Source organism: Candidatus Hydrogenedentota bacterium, from assembly GCA_012730045.1.
Classification (GTDB): Bacteria; Hydrogenedentota; Hydrogenedentia; order Hydrogenedentales; family CAITNO01; genus JAAYBR01.
Map to the genome: position 1 here is coordinate 16,143 of JAAYBR010000153.1, position 21,240 is coordinate 37,382.

18 protein-coding genes are annotated in these 21,240 nt (G+C 70.9%); 7 read left to right on the plus strand and 11 right to left on the minus strand.

The window, feature by feature from the left end:
* Positions 1 to 92: 92 nt before the first annotated feature.
* Positions 93 to 1,853: a hypothetical protein gene (locus GXY15_16540; GenBank protein ID NLV42821.1), complete on the plus strand. Its 1,761-nt coding sequence runs from the start codon at positions 93 to 95 to the stop codon at positions 1,851 to 1,853.
* Between the two features lie 29 nt (positions 1,854 to 1,882).
* Here GXY15_16540 and GXY15_16545 read toward each other — a convergent pair whose 3' ends face one another.
* Both GXY15_16545 and GXY15_16550 read right to left on the minus strand, forming a co-directional pair.
* A complete protein-coding gene (locus GXY15_16545; protein NLV42822.1) occupies positions 1,883 to 2,710 on the minus strand; it encodes a sugar phosphate isomerase/epimerase in 828 nt (275 codons plus the stop codon).
* A 521-nt stretch (positions 2,711 to 3,231) separates the two neighbouring features.
* The gene (locus tag GXY15_16550; protein ID NLV42823.1) at positions 3,232 to 4,323 is read right to left on the minus strand and encodes an exo-alpha-sialidase; all 1,092 of its coding nucleotides are present in this window, start codon (positions 4,321 to 4,323) and stop codon (positions 3,232 to 3,234) included.
* A 99-nt stretch (positions 4,324 to 4,422) separates the two neighbouring features.
* On the opposite strand from GXY15_16550, the gene GXY15_16555 reads away from it, so the two are divergent.
* Both GXY15_16555 and GXY15_16560 read left to right on the plus strand, forming a co-directional pair.
* Positions 4,423 to 6,669: a glycosyltransferase family 2 protein gene (locus tag GXY15_16555; protein NLV42824.1), complete on the plus strand. Its 2,247-nt coding sequence runs from the start codon at positions 4,423 to 4,425 to the stop codon at positions 6,667 to 6,669.
* A gap of 141 nt (positions 6,670 to 6,810) precedes the next feature.
* Positions 6,811 to 7,710, plus strand: coding sequence for a DMT family transporter (locus GXY15_16560; GenBank protein ID NLV42825.1), 900 nt, complete (start codon positions 6,811 to 6,813; stop codon positions 7,708 to 7,710).
* A 12-nt stretch (positions 7,711 to 7,722) separates the two neighbouring features.
* Here GXY15_16560 and coaBC read toward each other — a convergent pair whose 3' ends face one another.
* The 6 genes from coaBC to GXY15_16590 all read right to left on the minus strand — a co-directional run bounded on the left by coaBC (position 7,723) and on the right by GXY15_16590 (position 13,413).
* Positions 7,723 to 8,946: a bifunctional phosphopantothenoylcysteine decarboxylase/phosphopantothenate--cysteine ligase CoaBC gene (gene coaBC / locus GXY15_16565; GenBank protein NLV42826.1), complete on the minus strand. Its 1,224-nt coding sequence runs from the start codon at positions 8,944 to 8,946 to the stop codon at positions 7,723 to 7,725.
* A 4-nt stretch (positions 8,947 to 8,950) separates the two neighbouring features.
* Entirely contained in the window at positions 8,951 to 9,196 is a 246-nt protein-coding gene (rpoZ, locus tag GXY15_16570; protein ID NLV42827.1) for a DNA-directed RNA polymerase subunit omega, read from the minus strand.
* Positions 9,197 to 9,244: 48 nt separating this feature from the next.
* Positions 9,245 to 9,808 carry a guanylate kinase gene (gene gmk, locus GXY15_16575; protein ID NLV42828.1) on the minus strand — a complete coding sequence of 188 codons (564 nt, stop codon included), beginning with the start codon at positions 9,806 to 9,808 and terminating at the stop codon, positions 9,245 to 9,247.
* Between the two features lie 7 nt (positions 9,809 to 9,815).
* A complete protein-coding gene (locus tag GXY15_16580) occupies positions 9,816 to 10,700 on the minus strand; it encodes a YicC family protein (GenBank protein ID NLV42829.1) in 885 nt (294 codons plus the stop codon).
* A 193-nt stretch (positions 10,701 to 10,893) separates the two neighbouring features.
* Complete coding sequence (locus GXY15_16585) at positions 10,894 to 12,129, minus strand: glycosyltransferase family 4 protein (GenBank protein NLV42830.1); 1,236 nt, start codon at positions 12,127 to 12,129, stop codon at positions 10,894 to 10,896.
* A gap of 33 nt (positions 12,130 to 12,162) precedes the next feature.
* Positions 12,163 to 13,413: a diaminopimelate decarboxylase gene (locus tag GXY15_16590; GenBank protein ID NLV42831.1), complete on the minus strand. Its 1,251-nt coding sequence runs from the start codon at positions 13,411 to 13,413 to the stop codon at positions 12,163 to 12,165.
* Positions 13,414 to 13,610: 197 nt separating this feature from the next.
* Between GXY15_16590 and GXY15_16595 the strand changes: the two genes are divergently transcribed.
* On the plus strand, positions 13,611 to 14,297 hold the full coding sequence (locus tag GXY15_16595) for a hypothetical protein (GenBank protein ID NLV42832.1): 687 nt from the start codon (positions 13,611 to 13,613) through the stop codon (positions 14,295 to 14,297).
* 112 nt (positions 14,298 to 14,409) lie between these two features.
* Here the strand turns inward: GXY15_16595 and GXY15_16600 are convergent, their stop codons facing one another.
* The 3 genes from GXY15_16600 to GXY15_16610 all read right to left on the minus strand — a co-directional run bounded on the left by GXY15_16600 (position 14,410) and on the right by GXY15_16610 (position 16,713).
* Positions 14,410 to 14,856: a hypothetical protein gene (locus GXY15_16600; GenBank protein ID NLV42833.1), complete on the minus strand. Its 447-nt coding sequence runs from the start codon at positions 14,854 to 14,856 to the stop codon at positions 14,410 to 14,412.
* On the minus strand, positions 14,843 to 15,358 hold the full coding sequence (locus tag GXY15_16605; protein ID NLV42834.1) for a glycosyltransferase family 4 protein: 516 nt from the start codon (positions 15,356 to 15,358) through the stop codon (positions 14,843 to 14,845). Before GXY15_16605 ends, GXY15_16600 begins: the two co-directional genes overlap by 14 nt.
* A gap of 725 nt (positions 15,359 to 16,083) precedes the next feature.
* Positions 16,084 to 16,713, minus strand: a complete 630-nt coding sequence (locus tag GXY15_16610) for a glycosyltransferase family 4 protein (GenBank protein ID NLV42835.1) — start codon at positions 16,711 to 16,713, stop codon at positions 16,084 to 16,086.
* 730 nt (positions 16,714 to 17,443) lie between these two features.
* Here GXY15_16610 and GXY15_16615 point away from each other — a divergent pair.
* From GXY15_16615 to GXY15_16625, 3 genes are read left to right on the plus strand one after another with little or no spacing between them, the layout of a single operon-like run.
* Positions 17,444 to 17,935, plus strand: a complete 492-nt coding sequence (locus tag GXY15_16615; GenBank protein ID NLV42836.1) for a hypothetical protein — start codon at positions 17,444 to 17,446, stop codon at positions 17,933 to 17,935.
* On the plus strand, positions 17,932 to 19,407 hold the full coding sequence (locus tag GXY15_16620) for a hypothetical protein (GenBank protein ID NLV42837.1): 1,476 nt from the start codon (positions 17,932 to 17,934) through the stop codon (positions 19,405 to 19,407). The genes GXY15_16615 and GXY15_16620 overlap by 4 nt, the downstream gene beginning before the upstream one ends.
* Positions 19,404 to 21,197, plus strand: coding sequence for a hypothetical protein (locus GXY15_16625; GenBank protein NLV42838.1), 1,794 nt, complete (start codon positions 19,404 to 19,406; stop codon positions 21,195 to 21,197). Before GXY15_16620 ends, GXY15_16625 begins: the two co-directional genes overlap by 4 nt.
* Positions 21,198 to 21,240: the final 43 nt, after the last annotated feature.

Genomic DNA, 21,240 nt, shown 5'->3' on the forward strand with positions numbered 1-21,240 from the left:
AGGCGCGCCCCGTGCGCGCCGCCCAAGATATGGTAGCATGTCGGCCCCGGCAAAGGCAGTCCTTTGCCCGGCTTTTCCCCACGGAGTGCCCCATGTTCCGCATCCTGCGTTTTCTGGAAGGTGCAGACGGCCGCCGCCTGCTTCCCCTGGCCGCGCTGGTCATGCTTCCGGCCTTCTTCCTCGGCTTCTTTGGCGACGACTTCTTTCACCTGATCCTGATTGACGGGAAGCAGGTGACCGCCGTCCCCCTGGATCCCTACTGTTTCGCCCCGGGGAGCGCGGCGGTCATGTCGGCCAACCAGCGTTCGGGACCCTTCCCGTGGTTTGCCGGGCTGGAGGCCAAGGCGAAGTTCTTCCGCCCCCTGTCCGTCGCCCTCATGCGGCTGGACCGCGCCCTGTTCGGGCAGTTCTTTCCGGGATTCCAGGCGCATTCCCTGCTCTGGTATCTGCTGCTTTGCCTGGGGGCCCTGCTCGTGTTCCGCCGCGTCCTGCCGCCCGCCGCCTGCTCGCTGGCGCTGGTTCTGTTCATTGTGGACGACGCCCACTTCTTCCCCGCCGCATGGTGGTCCAACCGCAACGCCGTGGTTGCCTGCGCAACCGCCGTGCTGGGGCTGGCGGCGCACCTGCGCTGGCGGGAGACCGGATGGCGGCCGGGCCTGCCGCTGTCCCTGCTCGGGTACGCCGCCGGACTCCTCGGCGCGGAGGCCGCCGTCGGCATTTTGGCCTATGTGGCGGCCTATGAGGCCTTCGGCGCGGAGGGCGGGCGGATCCGGCGTGCTCTTTCCCTCACGCCCGCCGCAGTCCTGGCGCTGGGCTATTTTCTGTGGTACCGGGCGGCGGGCTACGGCGCGGCGCACTCCGACATGTACGTTGACCCCGGCGCGACCCCGCTGAAATACCTCGCCGCGGCCCCGCTGCGCTTTCTCCAGCTGGCGGGCGGACAGTTCCTGTCCATCCCCTGCGAGGCGGAGACGCTGATTCCCGGGCTGGCGCCCGCCCTGGCTGCGGCGGGCGCGGGCGCGCTCGCGTTCATCCTCCTGCTGGTGGCGGTTTTCTGGCGGCGCATGGACCCGCGCGAGCGGCGCGCCCTCCGGTGGATGGGCCCCGGCACGGCCATGGCCGCCGCCCCCGCCCTCTCGGCGATCATGACCTCGCGGCTCCTGCTGGCCGTCTCCCTGGGCGGGGCGGTGATCCTGGCGGTGATTCTCCGCCATGCGGGCCGCGCCGCGCTGGACGCGGACACCCGGACAAAGCGCCGCGCCGCCGCCGCCGTGGCGGGGCTGCTGTTTTGCCTTCATCTGGTCTTCGCCCCCCTGTCCTGGCCGATCCAGACAGCAGGACTCCGCGCCGTGGGCGCGCACCTGAACCGCGGCATCCTCCGCAACCCGCTGGAAAACATGGACATCACGCGGCGCCAGGTGATTGTGCCCTGCGTCCCGGACCCCTATGCGGGTATCTATCCTCCCATCGTCCGCGCCCACGCGGGGCTGCCTCGGGCGCGGTCCTGGTGGCCCCTCTCCTTTGCGCCTTACGACCACCGCCTCATCCGCACCGGAGAGCGGACCATGGAGTTGGAGGTGCTCGGCGGCGAGATGCTGGAGGGCGCCTTCGAGCGGCTGTTGAGCTCGTCGGAAGACCCGCTGCGGCCCGGCGACACACGCGATCTGGACGGGCTGGTGGTGACCGTGCTGGCCACGGGGGACAGGGGACCCGTCCACATCCGCCTCGACTTCGCCGAAGCGCCCGAATCGGAGCGGTATCTCTTCCTCATGCGGAAGAACGGGCAGTTCGAGCCCTTCACGCCGCCCGCCGTCGGGGAGTCCCTGCTCCTCCCCTTCTCCCTGCGGTCGTGACAGGGGAAACGAAGGCTCGCCCCGTCCTCCTACCCCAGCACGGCCTTCAAGTGCGCGATGCTCCGCTCCGCCTGGTCCACCGTTCCGCACTCGACGGAGAACACGATGTCCTGCGGGACGGTCCGGCAGATGTCCGCGACGCGCTTCCAGTCAATGACGCCGTCGCCGCAGGCGCAGCCCACGGGCGTGCCCGTGACCTTGCCCCGCTCGGAGTCCGACTGGCTGACCGAGATGTCCTTCGCGTGCAGGTGGACCAGCCGGTCCTTCACCCGCTCCAGCCAGACATAGGGGTCCTCGCCGCCGAGGTAGCTGTTCCCCGTGTCGAAGTTGATGCCCACCACCGGGCTGGCCGGCAGCGCCTGGATGCGGTCCAGCCCGTCCGGCGTCTTGCTGTACTGCTGGTGCGGCTCGATGCCGATGACGATGCCCCGCGGCGCGGCCACCGCCACCGCCTCGCACAGCGTGTACCGCATGAGCACATGGTCCTCCTCCACCGTCGTCCATGCGGGCTTCAGCCCCTCGTCCGTGTTGATCACCGGCGCGCCCGCCTCCGCGGCGAAGCGCACGGCCTGCTTCAGGTACTCCACGCTGACCTCCGGCTTGCACAGCGGGCAGTGCGCGCTCAGGCCCGACATCCTGATCCCCGCCTGTTCGCAGGCCCGCCGCAGGCGCAGCGGGTCGTCCAGCATCGAGACGCTGTGGAAGTAGCCCGCCTCGCTCAGCAGCTCCCGGCCCCAGTGCACCATGGGCTCCACATACTCATAGCCCAGCGCCGCCGCCTTCTCCACCCCCCACTCAAAACTCTTGTCCTCGTGCCGGACAAACTCCATGTTCACGCCGATGCCGATCTTGCCCATGGTCCGCGCTCCTTGTTGGTTGGAGACACCAGCATACGAAAACCGCCGTGCCAAGGCAAACGGAAAGCGGCGCGGAAACACCGGACAGGGAAGCGTGAGAACCGGGGTGTGTCGGGAACGGGATTGCCGCAGTCGCTGCCGCTCCTTCGCAATGACGTGTTCTTCCGCGTCATCGCGAGCGAAGCGAAGCGATCTCGTTCCCGCCACCGCCCCGCGCACCCAGGTCATGGCGAGCGAAGCGAAGCCATCTCGTGCACGCCACGATTCCGCTTCCCCGCTTTCCCCCAACCACGCGCCCCTGGGATCGCCAAGCTCCAGCTTGGCCTCTTGGTCTTTCCCGCGCGGGCCTATCCATGGCACGTTTTCCCGAAAGCCAGGGGGAAGCCTGGCGATCCCAGGAGCGCGGGACCGACACCCTTCCGTTTAGGTTCATCCCTTCCCAGCCCGTCCCTCCCATCGGTGTTCATCACTGTTCATCGGTGGTTTCCCCCCTCTTCCTCCGGAGACCCGGCATCCCCCCGTCACTCGTCGGTGTACTCGGTGATGGCGGCCTCGTCGAACACGGCGAGCATGATCGTGGTGCGGCCGTTGGTGGTGTAGACGAGGTAGATTTTCCCGTCCTTTCCCTGCACGGCGTAGGGGTACGCGAAGTCGTTGTTGCCCCCGGCGATGTCGCGCTTGTGGGGCCAGGTCTCGCCGCCGTCCTTGCTGACGGCGACGGTGAGCGGCGTGCGGTCGTTCATGTTGTTGTTGTAGACCAGCAGGAGGTCGCCGTTGGTGAGCTTGATGAGCTCGACCGCCGCGTTGCAGTTGGGGAACTCCGTGTTGACGCCCTCGGACCAGGTCTTGCCGCCGTCGAAGGAGTCGCTGCGGATCATCCACCCGTCGGTTGTGGGCTCGTAGCCGCCGCTGCGGCGGGTGAAGCAGAAGAGGTGGTCGTCCGTGAGCTGGACGACCTGGGCCTGCTCGTTGCCCTTGGCCGAGTGGATGCGGCTGCTCTCGGTCCAGGTCTTGGTGGACGGGGTGTAGCGCAGGAAGAAGCAGGTGGTCTCGGGGGACGTGAACTCGCGGTCGCCGCCCATCTCCTTGTACAGCGGCAGGAGGTAGTCGCCGTTGTTCAGCACGATGGGCTGTCCGCGGACCATGGTGCCCTCCTCCCACGTCAGCATGAAGGAGTCGGACCAGGTCTCCGCGCCGTCCCTCGACACCTTCGCCTTCACCCGCGACGTGCACCACGTCTCCCCGAGGCGGTTCACATAGAAGAGCCACACCAGCCCGTCGGGCGCCTGCCAGACCACGGGGTTACCGTCTCCCTGGAACGGCGTGTCCGCGATGACCACGGGGTGGGACCAGCCCTCCTCCCCGGCCTTCCGACGGGCGCCGTAGACCGCCGTGTTGTCGTCATACTCGTTCTCGCCGCCGTAGTAGGCGATGTAGAGGTCCCCGTTGGCGAGTTGGGTGATCGAGGCGGGGTGCTTGTACGGGCCGGGATGCTCCTGCCCGAAGACGCGGTGGGTCTCCACATTGGTCTTGAACATGGGGAGAACCAGCCCCTCGGTGGACGCGGCGTCGGCACCGCACGCCAGCATCGTCACGGCAAGCAGAAACGACATGGGAAACCCTCCTGTGCGCGGCGGCCCGTCCCGGCCGCCGGTCTTTGCGCTTTCGACAAGGCTTACTCTACCATAGGGGCGCAAACCAAGGGAGTCCGCATGTCCGGAACACACCACGAGACGCCGCGCGGCGACGGCGGTTTCCGCGCCGACTATCTGCGCCTGTGCGACTGGACGGCGCAGGTCGGCCTCGCATTGGAGGAGATGGACGGGCTGTGGTGGTGGCGGGCGGGCCTGCGGCGGCGGGCCGCGCTGGAGGCGCTGGGGCTGCTGCCAAAGCCGCCGCTGCCCGCGGAGGCGGCGGCCGCCCTGCGCGCGCGCGCGGAGGAGGAGCAGCGCCGGGTGCTGGAGACGCTGGACGGCGGCGGGCTTTCGGGCGCGGAGGCGGTGGACGCGGTGAACGCGCAGTGCCGCGTCCTGGCGGGAATCTACGGCGAGCTGACGCGCATGGCGCGGAGCCCGTGGTGGCGGCTGGGCATTGCGGCGCGCCGCGCGGCGGGGGCGCTGGGCGTGAAGAAGCGCGCTTTCCGCATGCCAACGGAGGAGGCGGCGGAGGTCATGGGCCTGTTCCGCGCGTGGCTGGCGTGGTCGGACTTTGGGGCGTGGTATCCGGACCGCCTGCCCGCGGTGAACCGGACCGAGACCGCCGCCCCGCCGGACGCCTCGCTTTTCGGCGGCAGGATGGCGGAACTGCTCCGGGACGGGGGGTATCCCCTGCTTCCCCATGTCTGGCGGGCCAGCGAGGCCCATGCCGCCGCCCTCCGGCGGCAGCATTCCCCGGCCGGACCCGCCCCGCTGGTCTCGGTCATCATGGCCGCTTGGAACCGCGAGGCGGTCATCGGCGACGCCGTGCGCAGCGTGCTGGAGCAGACCTGGACGCAGTGGGAGCTGCTCGTGTGCGACGACGGCAGCGTGGACGGCACGGCGGCGCGCGCGGTGGCGGCGGGCGATCCCCGGGTGCGCGTGCTGCGGCTCCCGCACGGGGGCGCGGCGCGGGCGCGCAACGCGGGCCTCGCGGAGGCGCGGGGCGAACACATCGCGTATCTGGACACGGACAACCTGTGGCACCCGGCCTATCTGGAGACTATGCTCGCCGCCGTGGCGGGCCGGGGGCCGGTATGCGCCTTCGCGCGGAGCGTGGAGGCCGTCGCCGGCACGGACGGCCGTTTCCGGGTGCGCTCGGCGCGGGGGATAGACCACGACTATGAGCGGCTCCTGGTGCGGAACCACCTGGATCTGAACACGTTCATGCACCACCGGGCGCTGTATGAGCGGCTGGGCGGGTTCACGGACTCCCTGCCCAGGGGGCAGGACTGGGACCTCGCCCTGCGCTACACGCACAGCGTGGAGCCGGTGGCGGTGGACGCGCTGCTCGCCCTCTACCGGCGGCATCCCGGCTGGGGGCAGCTCACGGACACCCAGCGCCACCGCGCGGGCTTCGTCGAGCGGATCGTCCGGGGCAATGTCACGCTGCTGGGCCGCGACGGCCTGCCGTCCCTGTCGCGGATCACGCCGCGCCCGCGGGTGCTCGTGCTGGGGGCCGATGCGGACGCCCCGCGCGCGCGCGCCCTCGCCGACATCCTCACGAGCCACGACATCGCCAAAGCGGAGGCCGTGGAGACGGCGGAGGCCATCACGAAACATCTGGCCGGGGCCGACGCCCTGTATGTTGTCGGAGACGCGGCGCGGCTGCTCGTGGGACTCCCCTTCCCGCAGGGCTTTCCCGTGTTTCTCGAGGACGCGCCCGAACCGGCGGCCCTTCCCGGCGCGGTGGTGCGGCAAACCACCTCCCGCGTGCTGCCCGGTCTGGAGGGCGCGGGGTTCCCCGTGGGAGGGGGATGCCCCGACGCGCCTTCCTTTCCCCCGGCGGGCGGTGCCGCGCTGGAAGGATTCCGCGTTCTGCCGGTCGGCGGCACGGCCGACAATGCCGGACATTTCTTCAAGCGCCTCGACATGCGGGCGGCCGTGCCCGCCCCTCCACAATCCGGCGGCACGCCTTTTTCCGGCGTGGACGCCGTGGTGGTCGGGTTCTGCGGGGACGGCGCCCCGGGTCCCGGCCGGACGCATGACGCGGCGGTGCGCGCCTTTGCCTCGGGGGTGTCGGTGGTCGCCGCCCACGGGTGCGGCCTGGACGCGCTCCTCCGGCGGGGCTGCGCGCACGGCGTGCGCGCGGGGGATTTCGACGCGCTGCGGGCGGTGCTGGAGAAACTGGCGGGCGACCACCGCCTGGATACGGTGACCGTCGCTGCCCGCCGCCTGTATGAGCGCACGGCCTCGCCCCGCGCGGCGGCGGTGCAGGTGTCGCTGCTGCTCACCGAGGCCCCGCCCCCCGCGCGCACGGACTGACACGGACGGGCACGGACCTGTCGGCGCCCGCGCAACCACACACAACCTCCCAGGCCCGGCGGACTGGTCCGACCTGTCCGACTAGTCCGACGGTCAGGCCCCGCCTTGACCCGTGGAGCGCCGCAGGGTACAGTGTCCGTCATGCCCTCCCCTTCCCGGCCCCAGCCCTCCCGCGACGACAACCGGCGCGCCGCCCTGGCCATGTTCGGCGCGGCGGCGGGGTTCGCCCTCATGGCCGCGCTGGCCCACGGCCTGCGCGGGGATCTGCCGTGGCCGGTGGTGGCCTTCGCGCGGTGCGCGGCGATGCTGGCCGTGATGGCGGGGGTGCTGGCCGCGCGGCGCGCGCCCCTGGTGCTGCTGGGCAACCGCACGCTGTGGCTGCGGAGCGTCTTCGGCACCCTCGGCCTGCTGACCACCTTCTACTGCCTGAGCCGCATGCCCGTGGCGGACACGGTGGTGATCTTCGCCATGAGCCCCCTGTGGATCGTCCTGATCACCGCGCGCCTCGACCGGGCGCCCACGCCGCCTGCCACCTGGCTCCATCTGGCGCTCGCCCTTTCCGGGGTGCTCCTCATGGAGAGGCCCTCCTTCTCGGCGGACTCCCTGCCGCTGGCTGTCGCGCTGGCGGGGTCGGTGGCCGTGGCCGTGGCCATGGTCAGCCTGAGCCGCACCCACGACTATCCGCAGGAGACGGTTGTCACCCATTTCTCCCTCTTCGCGACCCTTGCCACCCTCGCCCTGGCACTGTCGGGGGCGGGCGGAACCCTGCCCGCGGGCGCGTGGTCCCCCGCGCGGCACCTGCCCGTGCTGGCGGCCATGGGCGTCTGCGGCACGGCGGGCCAGCTGCTCATGACGGCGGCATACCGGCGGGGCCGGCCCACGCTGATGGCGCTGGTGGGGCTGAGCCAGATCGTGATGGGGGCGGGGCTGGACGCGGCGGTGTTCGGCCACGGCGTGGACGCGCCCAAGGCGGCGGGCATGGCGCTCATCGTGCTGGGCATCACGCTTAACGCGCGCCGGGGCGCGGTGGAGGCGGGATAACGGTAGGGGGGATCAGGCGACGGGACGCGGGGCGCTCAGCATGCGGGCAATCTCGCTCAGCACGCGGTCGGCCAGCACGGTCTTGGGAATGACGCCGTAGGCGTCCGGCTCGCGGTCGCGGTGGACCAGCCAGGCCTCGCAGTCCTCGGAGCCGATGGCGCTGCGCGCGCCGCCGACGCGGTTCGCGATGAGCAGGTCGAGGTTTTTGGCGCGCAGCTTCGCCGCGCCGTTCGCGGGCACGTTTTCCGTCTCGGCGGCAAACCCCACCAGTATCTGGCCGGGCCGGCGGTTGCCGCCGACCGCCGCCGCGATGTCCGGATTCGGCACCAGCGGCAGCGTGAACGCGTCCGGGCTGCGCTTGATCTTGGAAAGGTGCGTGGTCTCGGGCCGGTAGTCGGCCACGGCGGCCGCGGCGATGAACACGTCGGCGCGCGGCACCAGCTCCATGACCGCGTCGTGCATCTCGCGGGCGGTCTGCACGTCCGTCACCTGCGCCGCCGCGGGCAGGGGCTCGGTGGACGGCCCGCGCACGACCCACACCCGCGCGCCGCGGCTGAGGGCGGCCATGGCAAAGGCGCGGCCCATGCGGCCGGTGGACCGGTTGCCGATGTAGCGGACCGGGTCGAGAGGCTCGTGGTTCGCCCCGCTGGTGATCAGGATGGTGCGGCCGAAAAGGTCCTTGTGCGGGTTGAGGGCCATGGCGGCGGCCTCAAGGATGACGTCCGTCTCAATGAGGCGCCCCTCGCCCTCGGTGCCGCAGGCGAGCCGGCCCCTGCCCGGCCCCACGAACAGCGCGCCGCGCCGCCGCAGCCGGGCGATGTTGTCGCGCGTGGCCGGGTGCAGGTACATGTTGGTGTTCATCGCCGGGGCGAAGAGCACCGGCGCGCGCGTGGCCAGCAGGGTCGTCGAGATCCAGTCGTCCGCGATGCCGTTGGCCGCCTTCGCGATGATGTTGGCCGTGGCCGGGGCGACCAGGAACAGGTCGGCCTGGCGGGCCATGGCGATGTGCTCCATCTCCGACGCGGTGCCGGGCTCCCACAGGCCCAGGATCGCCCGGCGGCCCGTGATGGCCTCCAGGGTCGCGGGGCCGATGAGCTTGCAGGCGGACTCCGAGAGCGCGGGGATCACCGCCGCGCCGCATTCAACGAGCCTCGACGCCACCTCGCACGCCTTGTAGGCGGCGATGGACCCCGTCACGCCGAGCACGACGGTCTTGCCGGAGAAGCACCGCTTCATGGAATCACTCCGACTCCTCGTCGTCCGCGAAGAAGTCGCCCGCCGCCTCTTCCTCGGCGGACCAGGTCAGCTTGTTCTCCATCACCTCCTCGAGGGACGTGATGGTGGGCTTGCGGCCCCGGGCCGCCGCGCCGAAGCCGTGCGACTCCGTGCGGCTGATCTGGACGGAGCGCTTGCCCGCCACGATCACCAGCCGGTACAGGCTGTCGAACTTGTCCTTGAAATCGTCCACGCAGTAGGGTGCAGGCATCTGTCTAGTCTCCCGTGTCTGTAGGGTCAACCCGGCGCGGGGCCGGAGTCACTCGCCTCGTCTTTCCGCCATGATGCGGAGGATGGCCTCCGCCGCGCGCGCCACCGTGTCGTTTACCACCACATGGTCAAACTCGCCCGCCGCCGCCATTTCCGTCCGGGCGTTGCGCAGGCGGACCGCGATGTCCTCCTCGCTGTTGGTGCCGCGCGCGCGCAGCCGCCGCTCCAGCTCACCCAGGGAGGGCGGCGCCAGGAAAACGCCGACAGTCCCGGGGTGGAGCCGCTTCAGGCTGCGCATCCCCTGGACGTCGAGTTGCAGTAGTATATCATGCCCGGCCGCCAGACAGCGCTCCAGCTCCGTGTTCAGCGTTCCGTAGCGGTTCCCGTGCACCTCCGCCCACTCCGCAAACCCGCCCGCGGCCACGCGCCGGTCAAACTCCTCCCGGGGGAGGAAGTGGTAGTCGCGGCCGTCCACTTCGCCGGGGCGCGGGGCGCGGGTCGTGGCGGAAACCGTCGAGACCAGGTGCCCCGCGCGGCGGCGCACCTCGTCGAGCACCGTGTTCTTGCCCGCGCCGGACGGGGCCGACAGCACATACAGGTTGCCGCGTTCCATGGAAAGCCTACTCGATGTTCTGGACCTGCTCGCGCAGCTTCTCCAGCTCGGACTTGAGCCAGAGCAGCTCGCGGGCGCTGTCCAGGTCGCGGAGCTTGGACCCCGCCGTGTTGATCTCCCGCTGCATCTCCTGCAGGAGGAAGTTCAGGTCGCGGCCCACGGGCTCCGCGGACGCGAACAGCTCGCGCGCCCGGACAAAATGCGACCGCAGCCGCACCAACTCCTCCGTCACATCCATGCGGTCGGCCATCAGGGCCGCCTCCATCGCCACCCGATCCTCCTTCAGCGCCGGGTCGGCGCAGATTTCGCGCATCCGCTCGCGCAGGCGCTCCGTGTGGGCCGCCTGCATCTCCGGCACCCGGGCCTCCACCCGGTCGGTCGCCGCCGCCATCGCGTCAATCCGCGCCGCCATGTCCGCCATGAGCTGGGCGGCCTCCGCCTCGCGCGCCGCGTTGTACGCCGCCAGCGCCGCCGTCAGCGCCGAAGTCAGCGCCGCCAGCAGCGCTTCCTGGTCCTCCTCCGCCTCCGCATGGATGAACACCCCGTCCAGCAGGGCCAGCCGGTCCACCCCCAGGGGCGCGCCGCTTTGGAGTCCCGCCAGTTCGTTAAGCCGCTTCAGCCCCTCGATATAGCCCCGCGCCGCGTCCTCGTCCAGCGTCACCCGCGCGCGGCCCGACGCCCCAAACGCGCGGCGGATGAAGACATTCACCTTGCCCCGGGAAACCTCGCGCCGGACCACCTCACGCAGGGGCGGCTCCATGGCGCTCCACACGGGCGGCAGCTTCACCATGCACTCCAGAAAACGGCTGTTCACGCCGCTCACCTCGACGGTGATGCCCTCGCCCGCGTACTCAACGGTCGCCCGTCCAAAGCCGGTCATGCTGCGCGCCATGGATGATCCCTTGCAGTAGGTCGGGTGCCCGTCCCGCCCCCGGACGGTCTCCCGGTGAATAATCGGTTGACAGGCCGACAGTGTACACCCGCGACAGTATTCTGCGCAACCTTTTGCCAAGTCACGGGTTAGGAGATAATCTGCATCGAGCCTTCGTCCACACAGTCCACCCTGTCCACAGCGTCCACCCCCCTCACTCCCCGCGCCCCACCACCGACTCAAACAGCGCCACATACTCCTTCGCGCGGTCGGCCCGGTTGCAGTGGCGCTCCGCGTAAGCCCTGCCGGCTTCACCATACGCGCGGCAGGCACCCGGATCCCCATGCAGGGACAAGATGGCCTCGGCCAGCGCGTCCGGGGATTCCGGGGGGACCGCAACCCCCGCACCCGCCTCCTCCAGCAGCGCGAGGGCCTGTCCCCCCGCGCCGAGGATCATGGGCCGCGCGCAGGCCATGATCTCGAACATCTTGCTGGGAATGTTGGTCTCGAAGACCTCCCGCTTGAGCAGCGGCACAAGACAGACATCGGCGGCGGCGTAGTATTCCGGCATCTCGGCCTTCGGCCGCGCCGTCAAGAAGGTGACGTTCCCCAACCCCATTTCCCCGGCAAGCGCCATGAGCGCCTCGCGCCGCGCGCCGCCTCCGGCGAACACAAACCGGATGTCCGGCCGGTCCGCGACGCGTTTTGCGGCGTCCAGCACGGTTTCCAGCCCCTGCGACAGCCCGTGCGCGCCGATGTACAGCACGACAAAGGTCTCCCCGCCCCACCCATTCCGCTCCCGCGCCGTGTTCATGCGCGGCAGGGGGCGGAAAAAGTCCACCTCGATGCCGTTGGGGATGCAGTGCGCCCGGTCCGCGGACACGCCGTCGGCGACGAGGGCGTCGCGCGACGCCGGGGCCACGGCCACCACGGCCGCCGCGCGGCGGTAAAGGAACTTCTCCAGAAACCGCAGCGGCGCGATGAGCAGCGGGCTGGTGATGACGCCCAGGTCCACAATCTGCCGGGGCCACAGGTCGCGCACCTCGAATACGAAGGGGCACCGCCGCCGCAGGGCGGCGACCCAGCCGGACACGCCGCACAGCAGCTGCGGGGAGGTCGCGGCGACCACGTCCGCCGGGCCGGCGAAGAACGCCGCAACCACGGTCGAGGAAAGCATGAAGGAGAGGAAGGAGAGGCTGCGCAGAAAAACGCCCCGGTTCTTTGCGGCGAACATCCAGCAGCGCAGCACGGCCACGCCGTCCACCTGCTCGCGGGTCAGGAGGCGGCCCCGGTATTCCGGCGGCACCACGCCCTCGGGATAGTGCGGCACGCCGCAGACCACCGTCACCTGGTGCCCGAGACGCGCCCAGGCCCGCGCGTGCTCATGGGTCCGCGCCGCCGGCGCCCCCGGCTCGGGCGGGAAATACTGGCAGATGAACAGGATGCGCACGAAACCGGTCCCCCGCGCCGCGCGGCTGGTCGGTCACACTTCGTTCTGGATGATCTGGTCGAGGGTCTGCCGCCGCCGGATGAGGCGGAAGGTCCCGTCAAGCTCGCGGAGCACCTCCGCGCACTCGGGAAAGCTGTTGTAGTGCTTCGCGGCCATTCCGGCGCAGTAGGCCCCCGCGCCCTCCATCACCAGCAGGTCGCCCGGCACCGCGCGGGTCAGGGTGCGCGCCGCCAGCCCCTCGGGATTCCCCGGCTCGGGGGTGAAAAGGTCGCCGCTCTCGCAGCAGTGGCCCGCCACGATGTATTCCGCTGTCTCCCGCGTCTCCGGCGCTGCGGGCACCGTGATCAGGGGGTGCTGGGCGCCGTAGAGGCTGGGACGCAGGTTCTCCGTCATGCCCGCGTCGGCCTTGAGGAAGGTGTAGCCGTCCGCGCCCGTGTCCACCGCGTCCTCCACCGAACAGACCAGCGACCCGGCGTTCGCCACGAGATAGGTGCCCGGCTCGACCTCCAGATGCGGGCGGCGGCCGTGCTCGCGGGCGAAGGCCTCGAAGGCGGGCACGATCTGCGCGCCGATCTCCTGGAGGTTGGCCCCCTTCTCATAAGGCATCCGCGCGACCTTGTACCCCCCGCCCAGGCTCAGCCGCGTCACCTCCGGCAAGCGCGCCGCGATCCCGAGGGAAAGCCCGGCGCAACGCACCCACACCTCCGGGTCGGAGCCCGAACCGATGTGCGTGTGCATGCCCGTCACGCGCAGACCGTGGGCCTCCGCCGCCGCCAGCGCCTCGTCCAGATGCCCGTGCCAGATGCCGAAACTCGCCCCGGGGCCGCCCACATTCGTGCGGTTCGTGGCGCCGGAGCCCAGGCCGGGATTCACCCGCACCGACACCTCCGTGTCCGGAAACAGCCGCCCGTAAGCCTCCAGCTGGCGGATGGAGCACGCGTTGAACAGGCACCCGGCCCGCACCAGCGCCTCCAGGTCGTCCGGAAGCTCCTGCGCCGTGATCTGAATGTGCGCCGCGGGAATTCCCGCGCGCATCGCGCGGGCGGCCTCATACCCGCTGCTTGCGTCTATGTGCAGCCCGAGTTCGTGGAAAACGCGCAACACCGCCGCGTTTGGGCAGGCCTTCATGGCATACCGCGCCGTCAACCCGAAGACGTTCGGAAACGCGAGCACCTCGCGCCCCCGCGCCTCCAGCGCGGCCCGGTCATACACGAAGACCGGCGTGCCAAACTCCCGGCGCACCCGCCGGACATCCTCTTCCGTCAAAAAAGTCAGCTTTTCCATGGGATTTCCCTGCAAATGGCCCGTTGAACTGCATAACAAGCCTATCACGCCCGTCCGCCGCGCCGCCACCCGGAATCCGCACAAAGGCGGCGCGTCCGGATTTCCCCTTGACGTCCTGTAACAAAAGGGCTAGACTTTTGTATATTTCGCAGAAAGGGCAAAGGACATCGGCCAAGAAACAACAAGGAGGTTTCTCCATGAAACAGGCTTTTCTCGCGCTTTCGGCCCTGCTGTGCGTCGCCGGACTGGTCGGTTGCCAGACCGGCGACTCGGGCGACTACCCCACTGACCAGATTTCCTGCACCTTCACCGTGGACGTAAACGACGTCGGCGTTACCGCGCGGGCCTCGTTCTGGACCACGGGCACCGGGATCGGCCCCGTCAACCTCATCCTGACGGCGGGGGACACGGTGACGGTGAACGGGGTGGCCATGCCCCGTCGCAACGGTGTCGCCACTGACTTCTATCAGACAGCTCTCGATCCGGCGGAGCAGTACACCTTCACCTTCACCCGCGGCGACGGCACCGCCCTGACCGGAACCGTGGACACCCTTGTGCCCCTCGCGGTGACCGCCCCCGCAGCGGACGCCTCCGTGTCCCGTGCCGCCGACCTTGCGGTGAACTGGACCAACCCCATCGCGGACGGACTGGCGACCGTGACCGTGTCCGGGGAGTATCTCCAGGGCATCATGGAGGATGTCGCCGACACAGGCGCCTACACGGTGCCCGCAGGCACGCTGGTTCTGGATGCGGATGCGCCGACATCTTCCGTGCAGGGCTGGGTCACCATCTCCCGAAACCGCCTCGGCGTCATGGATCCCGGACTTGCCGGAACCGTGGCGGTGACCACCAGCGCCACAGTGCGTTTCACCAGCACGGAATGAGCGCGGAAAGACCCTAGGCAAACGGGCAGAAGCATAACCCGCCCGGCCCTGAAGGGCTGCCCCAAAGGGGCCCTTCAGGACCGGTGTTTTGTCCCCTCCGATCCGGAAAAGGTCACAGTCTGCGGGCCAACCGGATTTCCAGCCAGATGCGCGCCCAGGTGAGGTGGCCCCGGATCTTCCGGCCCAGGCCCCGAAGCAGGGTGCCCAGGATGCCCCCCTCCAGCGCGGCGTGGCGGCCGTCAGGGCCGCAGCACCAGCGCTCGCGCGCGCCGCTCAGCCGGGCGAGCACCCGCAGACGCGGGCTGTCAAAGAGGACCACCAGCCGGTCGAAGCGCTGCTCCCGCAGGACGCGCACCAGCGCGGCGGCGTTGCGCAGCCCGTGGGGCGGGGGTGGCACGGTGAGCACGTTGTCGGCGTGCTCCAGCATGGCTTTGGGGAAGCCGGGGGGCACGATGGCGGTGATGCGGGCATGGGGGTGCGCGGCGCGAACCTGCCGCAGGGCGCGGACGAAATGGGGGCCGAGGCTGTAGAAAAGGCCTATGCGCTTAGGAACGTCCATCGGCCACCCTTTCCAGCAGCGGCAGGTAATGCCGCCGGATCACGGCCTGCCAGTCATGCTCGGTCTCCGCCTGGATGCGGCCCGCGGCTCCCATGCGCGCGCGCAGCGCGTCGTCGTCCAGCAGGGTCTCCAGCGCCGCCTCGAGGGCCTCCGCGTCCCCCGGCGGCACGAGGAGTCCGGTCTCGCCGGGGCGGACGATGTCCGACAGGCCGCCCGTGTCCGACGCCACCACCGGGAGGCCCGCCGCCATGGCCTCCACCGCCACGAGCCCGAAGGGCTCGCGCCAGAGCGACGGCACGGCGGAGATGTCCGCCCCCTGGTACAGCGCGAGAGCCTCCGCGTGGGTCATCCAGCCCAGGGGGCGGTACCAGGGCGGCCCGCCGGCCGCCAAGTCAAAGTGCGTGGCGTGGATCTCGAAATCGTCCCGTTTCCGCGCGAGCAGCTCCCCCGCCGCCAGCAGCACGCCCAGCCCCTTGCGGGGATCCTCGACCCGGCCGGTCATGAGGATGACCCGTTTCCCGGACCCGCCTCGCGCCGGGTCTTTCCGGGGAATGGTGTCCGCGTTCACCCCGCCGGGAATCACCGTCACCGCCGGATGATGGGGCAGCAGCTCCTCGCGCAGGGAGCGGTTCGAGACGATGATTTCGCGGAATGCCCCCAGGGACGCGGTTACCGTCTCATGGTACCGGGGCCGCCAGGCTTGCGCGGCGACGTAGTCCGACACCCAGGTGCGCCATTCGCCCGAGGCGATCTCGGGCTGCAGGGATTCGGCGGCGCAGTCGCGGCAGACGCCGGGCGTCCGCAGGAAGTCGTTCGGGCAGGGCGCGCCGGCGCGGTAGCGGAACCCGTCGCGCGCGCACATCAGCTCGTGGGCGTAATACCGGCCCACCAGGGGAAACCCCGCCAGCGCGCGCGCGACATGCGGTTTGAGGCAGAACCCATGGGTCAGCAGCACCACATCCGGCGCCCATTCCGCGACCGCCTCCCGGAAGCGCGCGGCCACGGTGTCCGCGTTCAGGCGGTTGTGGGGGAACGACAGCGGCGTGACGGGGAACGGAAGCATGCCGTGGACCACGCCGCGCTCCTGGCTGCCCTCCTCGCGCAGGAGGAACAGGCGCACCTCCACCCCCTCCCGCTGGAGGCCCGTCATCACATGGTAGAGGTCCGCGTCCGCGCCGCCGTTGGGCGGCCAGCTGAACACCAGATCCACAAAGGCCACGCGCCGCTTCATGGCCGGTCCCCCGCCAAGGCGTCCCACAGGGGCCGGTAATGCGTCTTCTGAATGCGCGCCGGGGTGTGTTCGGCGAGGGCGCGCGCGCGGCCCGCCGCGCCGAGGCGCGCCCGCAGCGCCGGGTCGTCCAGCAGCCGCGCCAGCGCGTCCGCAAGGGCCGCCGCGTCGCCCGGGGGCGTCAGCAGACCCGTCTCGCCGTCCGCGACAATGCGCGCCAGCCCGCCGGTCCGGCTGGCCACGACGGGACGGCCCGCCGCCATGGCCTCCACCGCCACCAGGCCGAAGGGCTCCTCCCACACGCTGGGCACCGCGCACACGGCGGCGCGCGCGTAAAGGGCCGGCATCTGGTCGTGGGCCACCCAGCCCAGGGGCTCCAGCCAGGGTCTTCCGGGACCGCCGGGGGCCAGCGTTGCGGCCACGCGGAAATCCTGCCGGCGCGCCCACAGCCGGTCGGCGGCCTCCGCCAGCACGGCAAACCCCTTCACGGGGTCTTCCGCCCGGCCCGGCATGAGGACAGTCAGGGGTTCCGCCACCGAACCGGGGGGGATTTCGAGAAAGGGGTCCAGGTCCGTGAAACTCGGAACGATCCGCACCGACACTGGCAGGCCGCCCAGCGCCGCCGCCATGGATTCCGTCGAGACCAGGGCCACCCGCACGCGCGCCAGCGCGTCGCGCACCAGCGCCGCATATTCCGGCTTCCAGCACGCCGCGCCCAGGTATTCGCGGAGCCAGGCGTTGGTCTCGCCGTTGCGGATGGCGCCGCCCCACCGCCGGAGCGAGCAGTCGCGGCAGAGTTGCGGCGTCTCCAGAAACGCGTTGGGGCAGGGCGCGCCGTCGAGGAACCGCGTGATGTCGCGGAGACACGCCGCCTCGTGGGCGTGGTAGCGCGAGACCAGCGGCCAATCCCCCAGCGCGGCCAGCAGGTAGGGCTTCATCAGAAACCCCTGGCCCGCAAACACAGCGTCCGGATGCCAGGCGTCCACGGCGGCGCGAAACCGCTCCGCCACGTGCGGTCCGGTGAAATCGCCCGTGGAAAAGGAGAGGATTTCGGCGGGAAAGGGAAGCTCCCCCGTAATGCGCCCCCGTTCCCAGGTGGCCTCGTCGCGCGCGGCGAAGAGCCGGACCTCGTGCCCCATGCCCGCCGCGCCGCGCAGGACGTGGAACATGTCCACATCCCCGCCCCCGTGCGGCGGCCAGGAGAACATCATGTCGGCGAAGGCGATGCGCATGGCGGGTTTCCGTGGGTGCTGCCCGTGGCCGATTATAGCACGCGCCCTGAAGGCACGCCCGGCGGTCCCGATTGCGCGGCGGCGGGCGGTGCGGGTACACTTCGGGAAACCTGCGAGGACGGTCTTTATGCCCCTGGGTTCTGACGAGATGCGCGACATCTTCAACCGGACGGTGGTGGTCCGCAAGCCGACTTACGGCATTGTGAGCGGCTACCACGAGCTGCCCTATTTCTGCCTGGGACAGCCCCTGGAGCCGTCGCGCGGCGCGTTCATGGTGCGCGGCAAGGTGCAGGTGTCGCCGCGCTTCGTGATCCGGCCCACCCACCTTAACCCCAGCTACGGCGAGATTTTCGGCGAGGACGGCGTGGACAACGATCTGTCCGGCCGCCTCTTCGGGTTCCTGGGCTTTCGCGGCAAGCCCGTGGAGTGCAGCTCCGAGCATCTCCATGTCGAGCATGTGGACATCTCGGTGGACGAGCTGCTCAGCCGGAAACTGGACGAGATGGAGCGGCAGGAGGACATCACCACGGGGGTGATCCTCACGCCGGAAAGCCGCTACTACCAGATCTCCGTCGAACGGTTCATCGCGTCGGTCCTCGACGACGAGTTTGGCCGGTGACCCCCCCTCCCCCTTCCGGACACCGCGCGCGCCGCACGCTGATTGCGGCGACCCTCCTGTTTGTGGCGGGAATGGTGCTGTTCGTCCGGCTGGACGCCGCCCTGAAGGCGGGCGGCGTGCTGCGGCTCGCCCCGCCGGACGCCGCCTGGGTGGCCAGCTCGCCCGATGCTCCCGGGTTTTGGGTGGACTTTCAATATGAAACCCCTGGAGAGGCCTTTCAAAAACACTATCCGCAGGGACAAGCCGCGCTGGCCCTGCGCGCGCGGCTTCTCACGGGAATCCGCCCCACGCCGGGCAGGTGGGACTTCTGGCTGGGATCCCCGGCGGTGCTGTCCGGCGCGGACGGCCATTGGTGTCTGGTAACGCGTCCCGGCATCGCCGCGCGCGCCGCCACCACGCTCAACGGCCTGCTGGGGAACGCCGGCAGGTTTCGCGGCATGCACTGCCAGTGGCGCGACGGGCTGCTGGTGCTGTCCAACGACGCGGAATGGGCCGCGGAACTGCGGGAGACCCCCGCACCGCCACCGGAAATCGAGACAGAGCTCAGCACCTCTTCGGTTTTTCTGACCTTTCCCAAGGGGTGGGCGCGTGCCACGGTGGTGAGGGGCGACTCGGGCAGCCTCCTGACCCTGGACGGCACGGTGAATCTGCCGGACCGGTCCGACAAGTCCGACCCGTCCGGCCAGCCGAAAACCGCCGCGACGGTTCCGCGCCTGGAATGGCCGGACAAGCCCGCGCTCACGTTCTGCGCGGCGGACGCGGCGGCCTGCCGCGAGGTGTTCGCCCTCCTGTGGCGGGGGGGTGACTCCCTGCTGGGGGACTCCCCCCTGCGGGATGCGCTGGCGGCGGCCGGGGCGCGGTGGGGCGCGTCCCTGCCCGGACTGTCCGCAACAAAGCCTCCGGAGGATGCCGGGGTTCCCTTCGCCGCGATGGCGCTGTACGGTCTGCACTGGGACGGGGCCGCACCCCTCCCGGAGGCGGCGGGTGCCTGGCGGGGCCTTTTCCCCTCCTACGACAGCCTCCAGCGGAGTCTGGTGGACCCCGCCCGCCGGATCATGGAATGGGAGGGCGCGGAGGGCCTGCTGCTGCCCCTGCTGGGGGACGCACTGTCCCTGTGCCTGATGCCCGCCGACGCCGGGGCGGCGCTGGCGGCGTCGAACACCCCCTTGATGGCTCGGCTGGCCGCCAGCCCGCCGGCCTGGCGGGGCGCCGCCCCGGGAGAGTGCTGGCTGCGTGTGGAGGGACCGGCGCTGGCCGCGCTGCTCCGCGAGTCGTTTTCCCACGCGGCGGCGGAGGGCTGGCTCCCCGGCACCACGCCGCGCGAACTGGATCGAACGGTCCTGCCGCTGCTGCGGGTGCTGGAGGAGGCGGGGCGGATGGAGCTCACGGCGGTCAGAACCGCCGACGGCCTGTCATGGCAGGGGGGGCTGGCCCCCATCCGCTGGGATGACCCGCCGGGACAGACACCATGAAGCCTGACAACCAAATGGCGCTCCTGCTGGTGGCCTGCCTGTCCGTGTGCACGGGAGCCGCGTCGGGCAACGAGGTCACGGATTTCCTGCGCCAGACGACGCCGGAGGCGGCGGACCCGGCGGCCACCGCCGCCAACGGGCGGCTGGCGGTGTCGCTGGATGCCGCCGGGGGACTGGTGTCGGTCCTGTGGCCGGGCGCGGGCGGAATCGAGCAGGCGGGAAGCCTGCCCGGCACGGCGCGGCCCTGCGCCGCGCACTGGGGGGTGGACACCGGAGACGGTGTGGCCTGGCTGAACGAGATGGAGGGACAGGTCTCCACGCACAGTGGGGGCCTGGTGGAGACGGTCTGGCGGCGGGACGGGGAGGAAATCCGGCAGCGGATCGTCGCCCCTCCAGGGATGGACGGGTTTGTGGTTGAGCTGGAGGCCCGCACGGCCACGGAACCCCCCGCGCTGGTGTGGGAACAGGCGCTGCTCCCGGCCACGGACCGGGCCCGGGGGGTGCCGCTGGCCGCGCCGCCCTTCGCCGCCGCGCGGGGGTTTGCCGGTGCTGTGTTCGGGGACGGACGCGGCGCGTTCGTGTTCCGCCCCGGCGAACCGGCCCCGGAGGACCGCGAGCGGGCCCGCCGTCTGGCGGAGGAGGACGCCAACCGGGCGGGCTGGGACATCTTTGAGGGCGGAACCTGGATTGCCACGGGCGCCACGGGCCGCATGACGGCCCAGTTTCCCGACGCGCCGCCCCCGGGACGCGCGGCGGTGGGCGCGGCATCCGCACGTCTGGAACTCCGCGTCATCCCCGTGCCCGACGGGGAGGGCTGGAGGGCCGTGGCGGCCGTAGGCTTCGGCGGCAGCCGCAACACCGCTACGGAAACGCTGCGGACGCTGCTGGACCGTCCGTTTGGCGAGTGGGCCGCGGCCGCGGACAAAGCCGGGGAACTGCCCCAGCCCCTTCCGGAGACTGCGCGGCACGCCGCGGACCGCCTGCTCCTGTCCTGGGACGAGCTCCGGGGCACCGTGGTCTTTGCGCCCTGCGGGACCCCTCCCCTCGCCGTGGTCACGCCGCAGTTGGCGGCCTGCGCCGCGCTGGCGTTTTCCCGGTTGGGCCTCACGGACCAGGCCGAAAAGCAACTGGAATTCTTGATGGGACTGGTGCGGACGAAGGAGACGGACGCCGCCCCCGCCGGGTCGCTACCGGTGCTTGCGCACGCCGACGGTGCCCACGCCTTTCCGGAGGCGGTGGTCAACGCCTCGGACACCGCGTGGTGCCTCCTCGCCCTGCGCGACGCGACGGCCCCGTGGCCCCCCGCCCGGCGGGAAGCCTTTCTGGAGAAGCACCGGGACAAGGCGACCGTGCTGGGCGATTTCCTGGTGCGCTGGTCGGACCTGAACACCGGCGCGCCCCTGCCGGATTTCGACTGGCGCGTGTTCCGCGCCGCCGCCTCGTTCGAGCCGGTCCTCGCGGGCCTTCTGGGCATCGCGGCCGCAGGCGATCTGGCCGCCCCATCCCGTGAGTGGATGGACTGGCGGCGCAGCCTGGAGGCGCGGGTCCGCTTCGCCCTGGCCAACGACCCCGCCTCGGTGACCCTCTCCCCCGCCCTCGCCGCCTGGATCGCCGCGACACACACCGCGGGACTGCCGCCGGGCTTCCGGGGAACCGTGGCACAGACCGAACCCTTCAGCGGCCCGGAGGAACTGGGGGATGCGGTGACGCGGGTGCTGGGGGACGCCCCCCCCGCCGACGCCCTCTCCGCGGCGCTGCGTGTGCTGCTGCTGCCGTCAGGCGGGGAATGAGGCAGTCTCCGTCAGGGGATGGACGAAATGGACGACATGGACT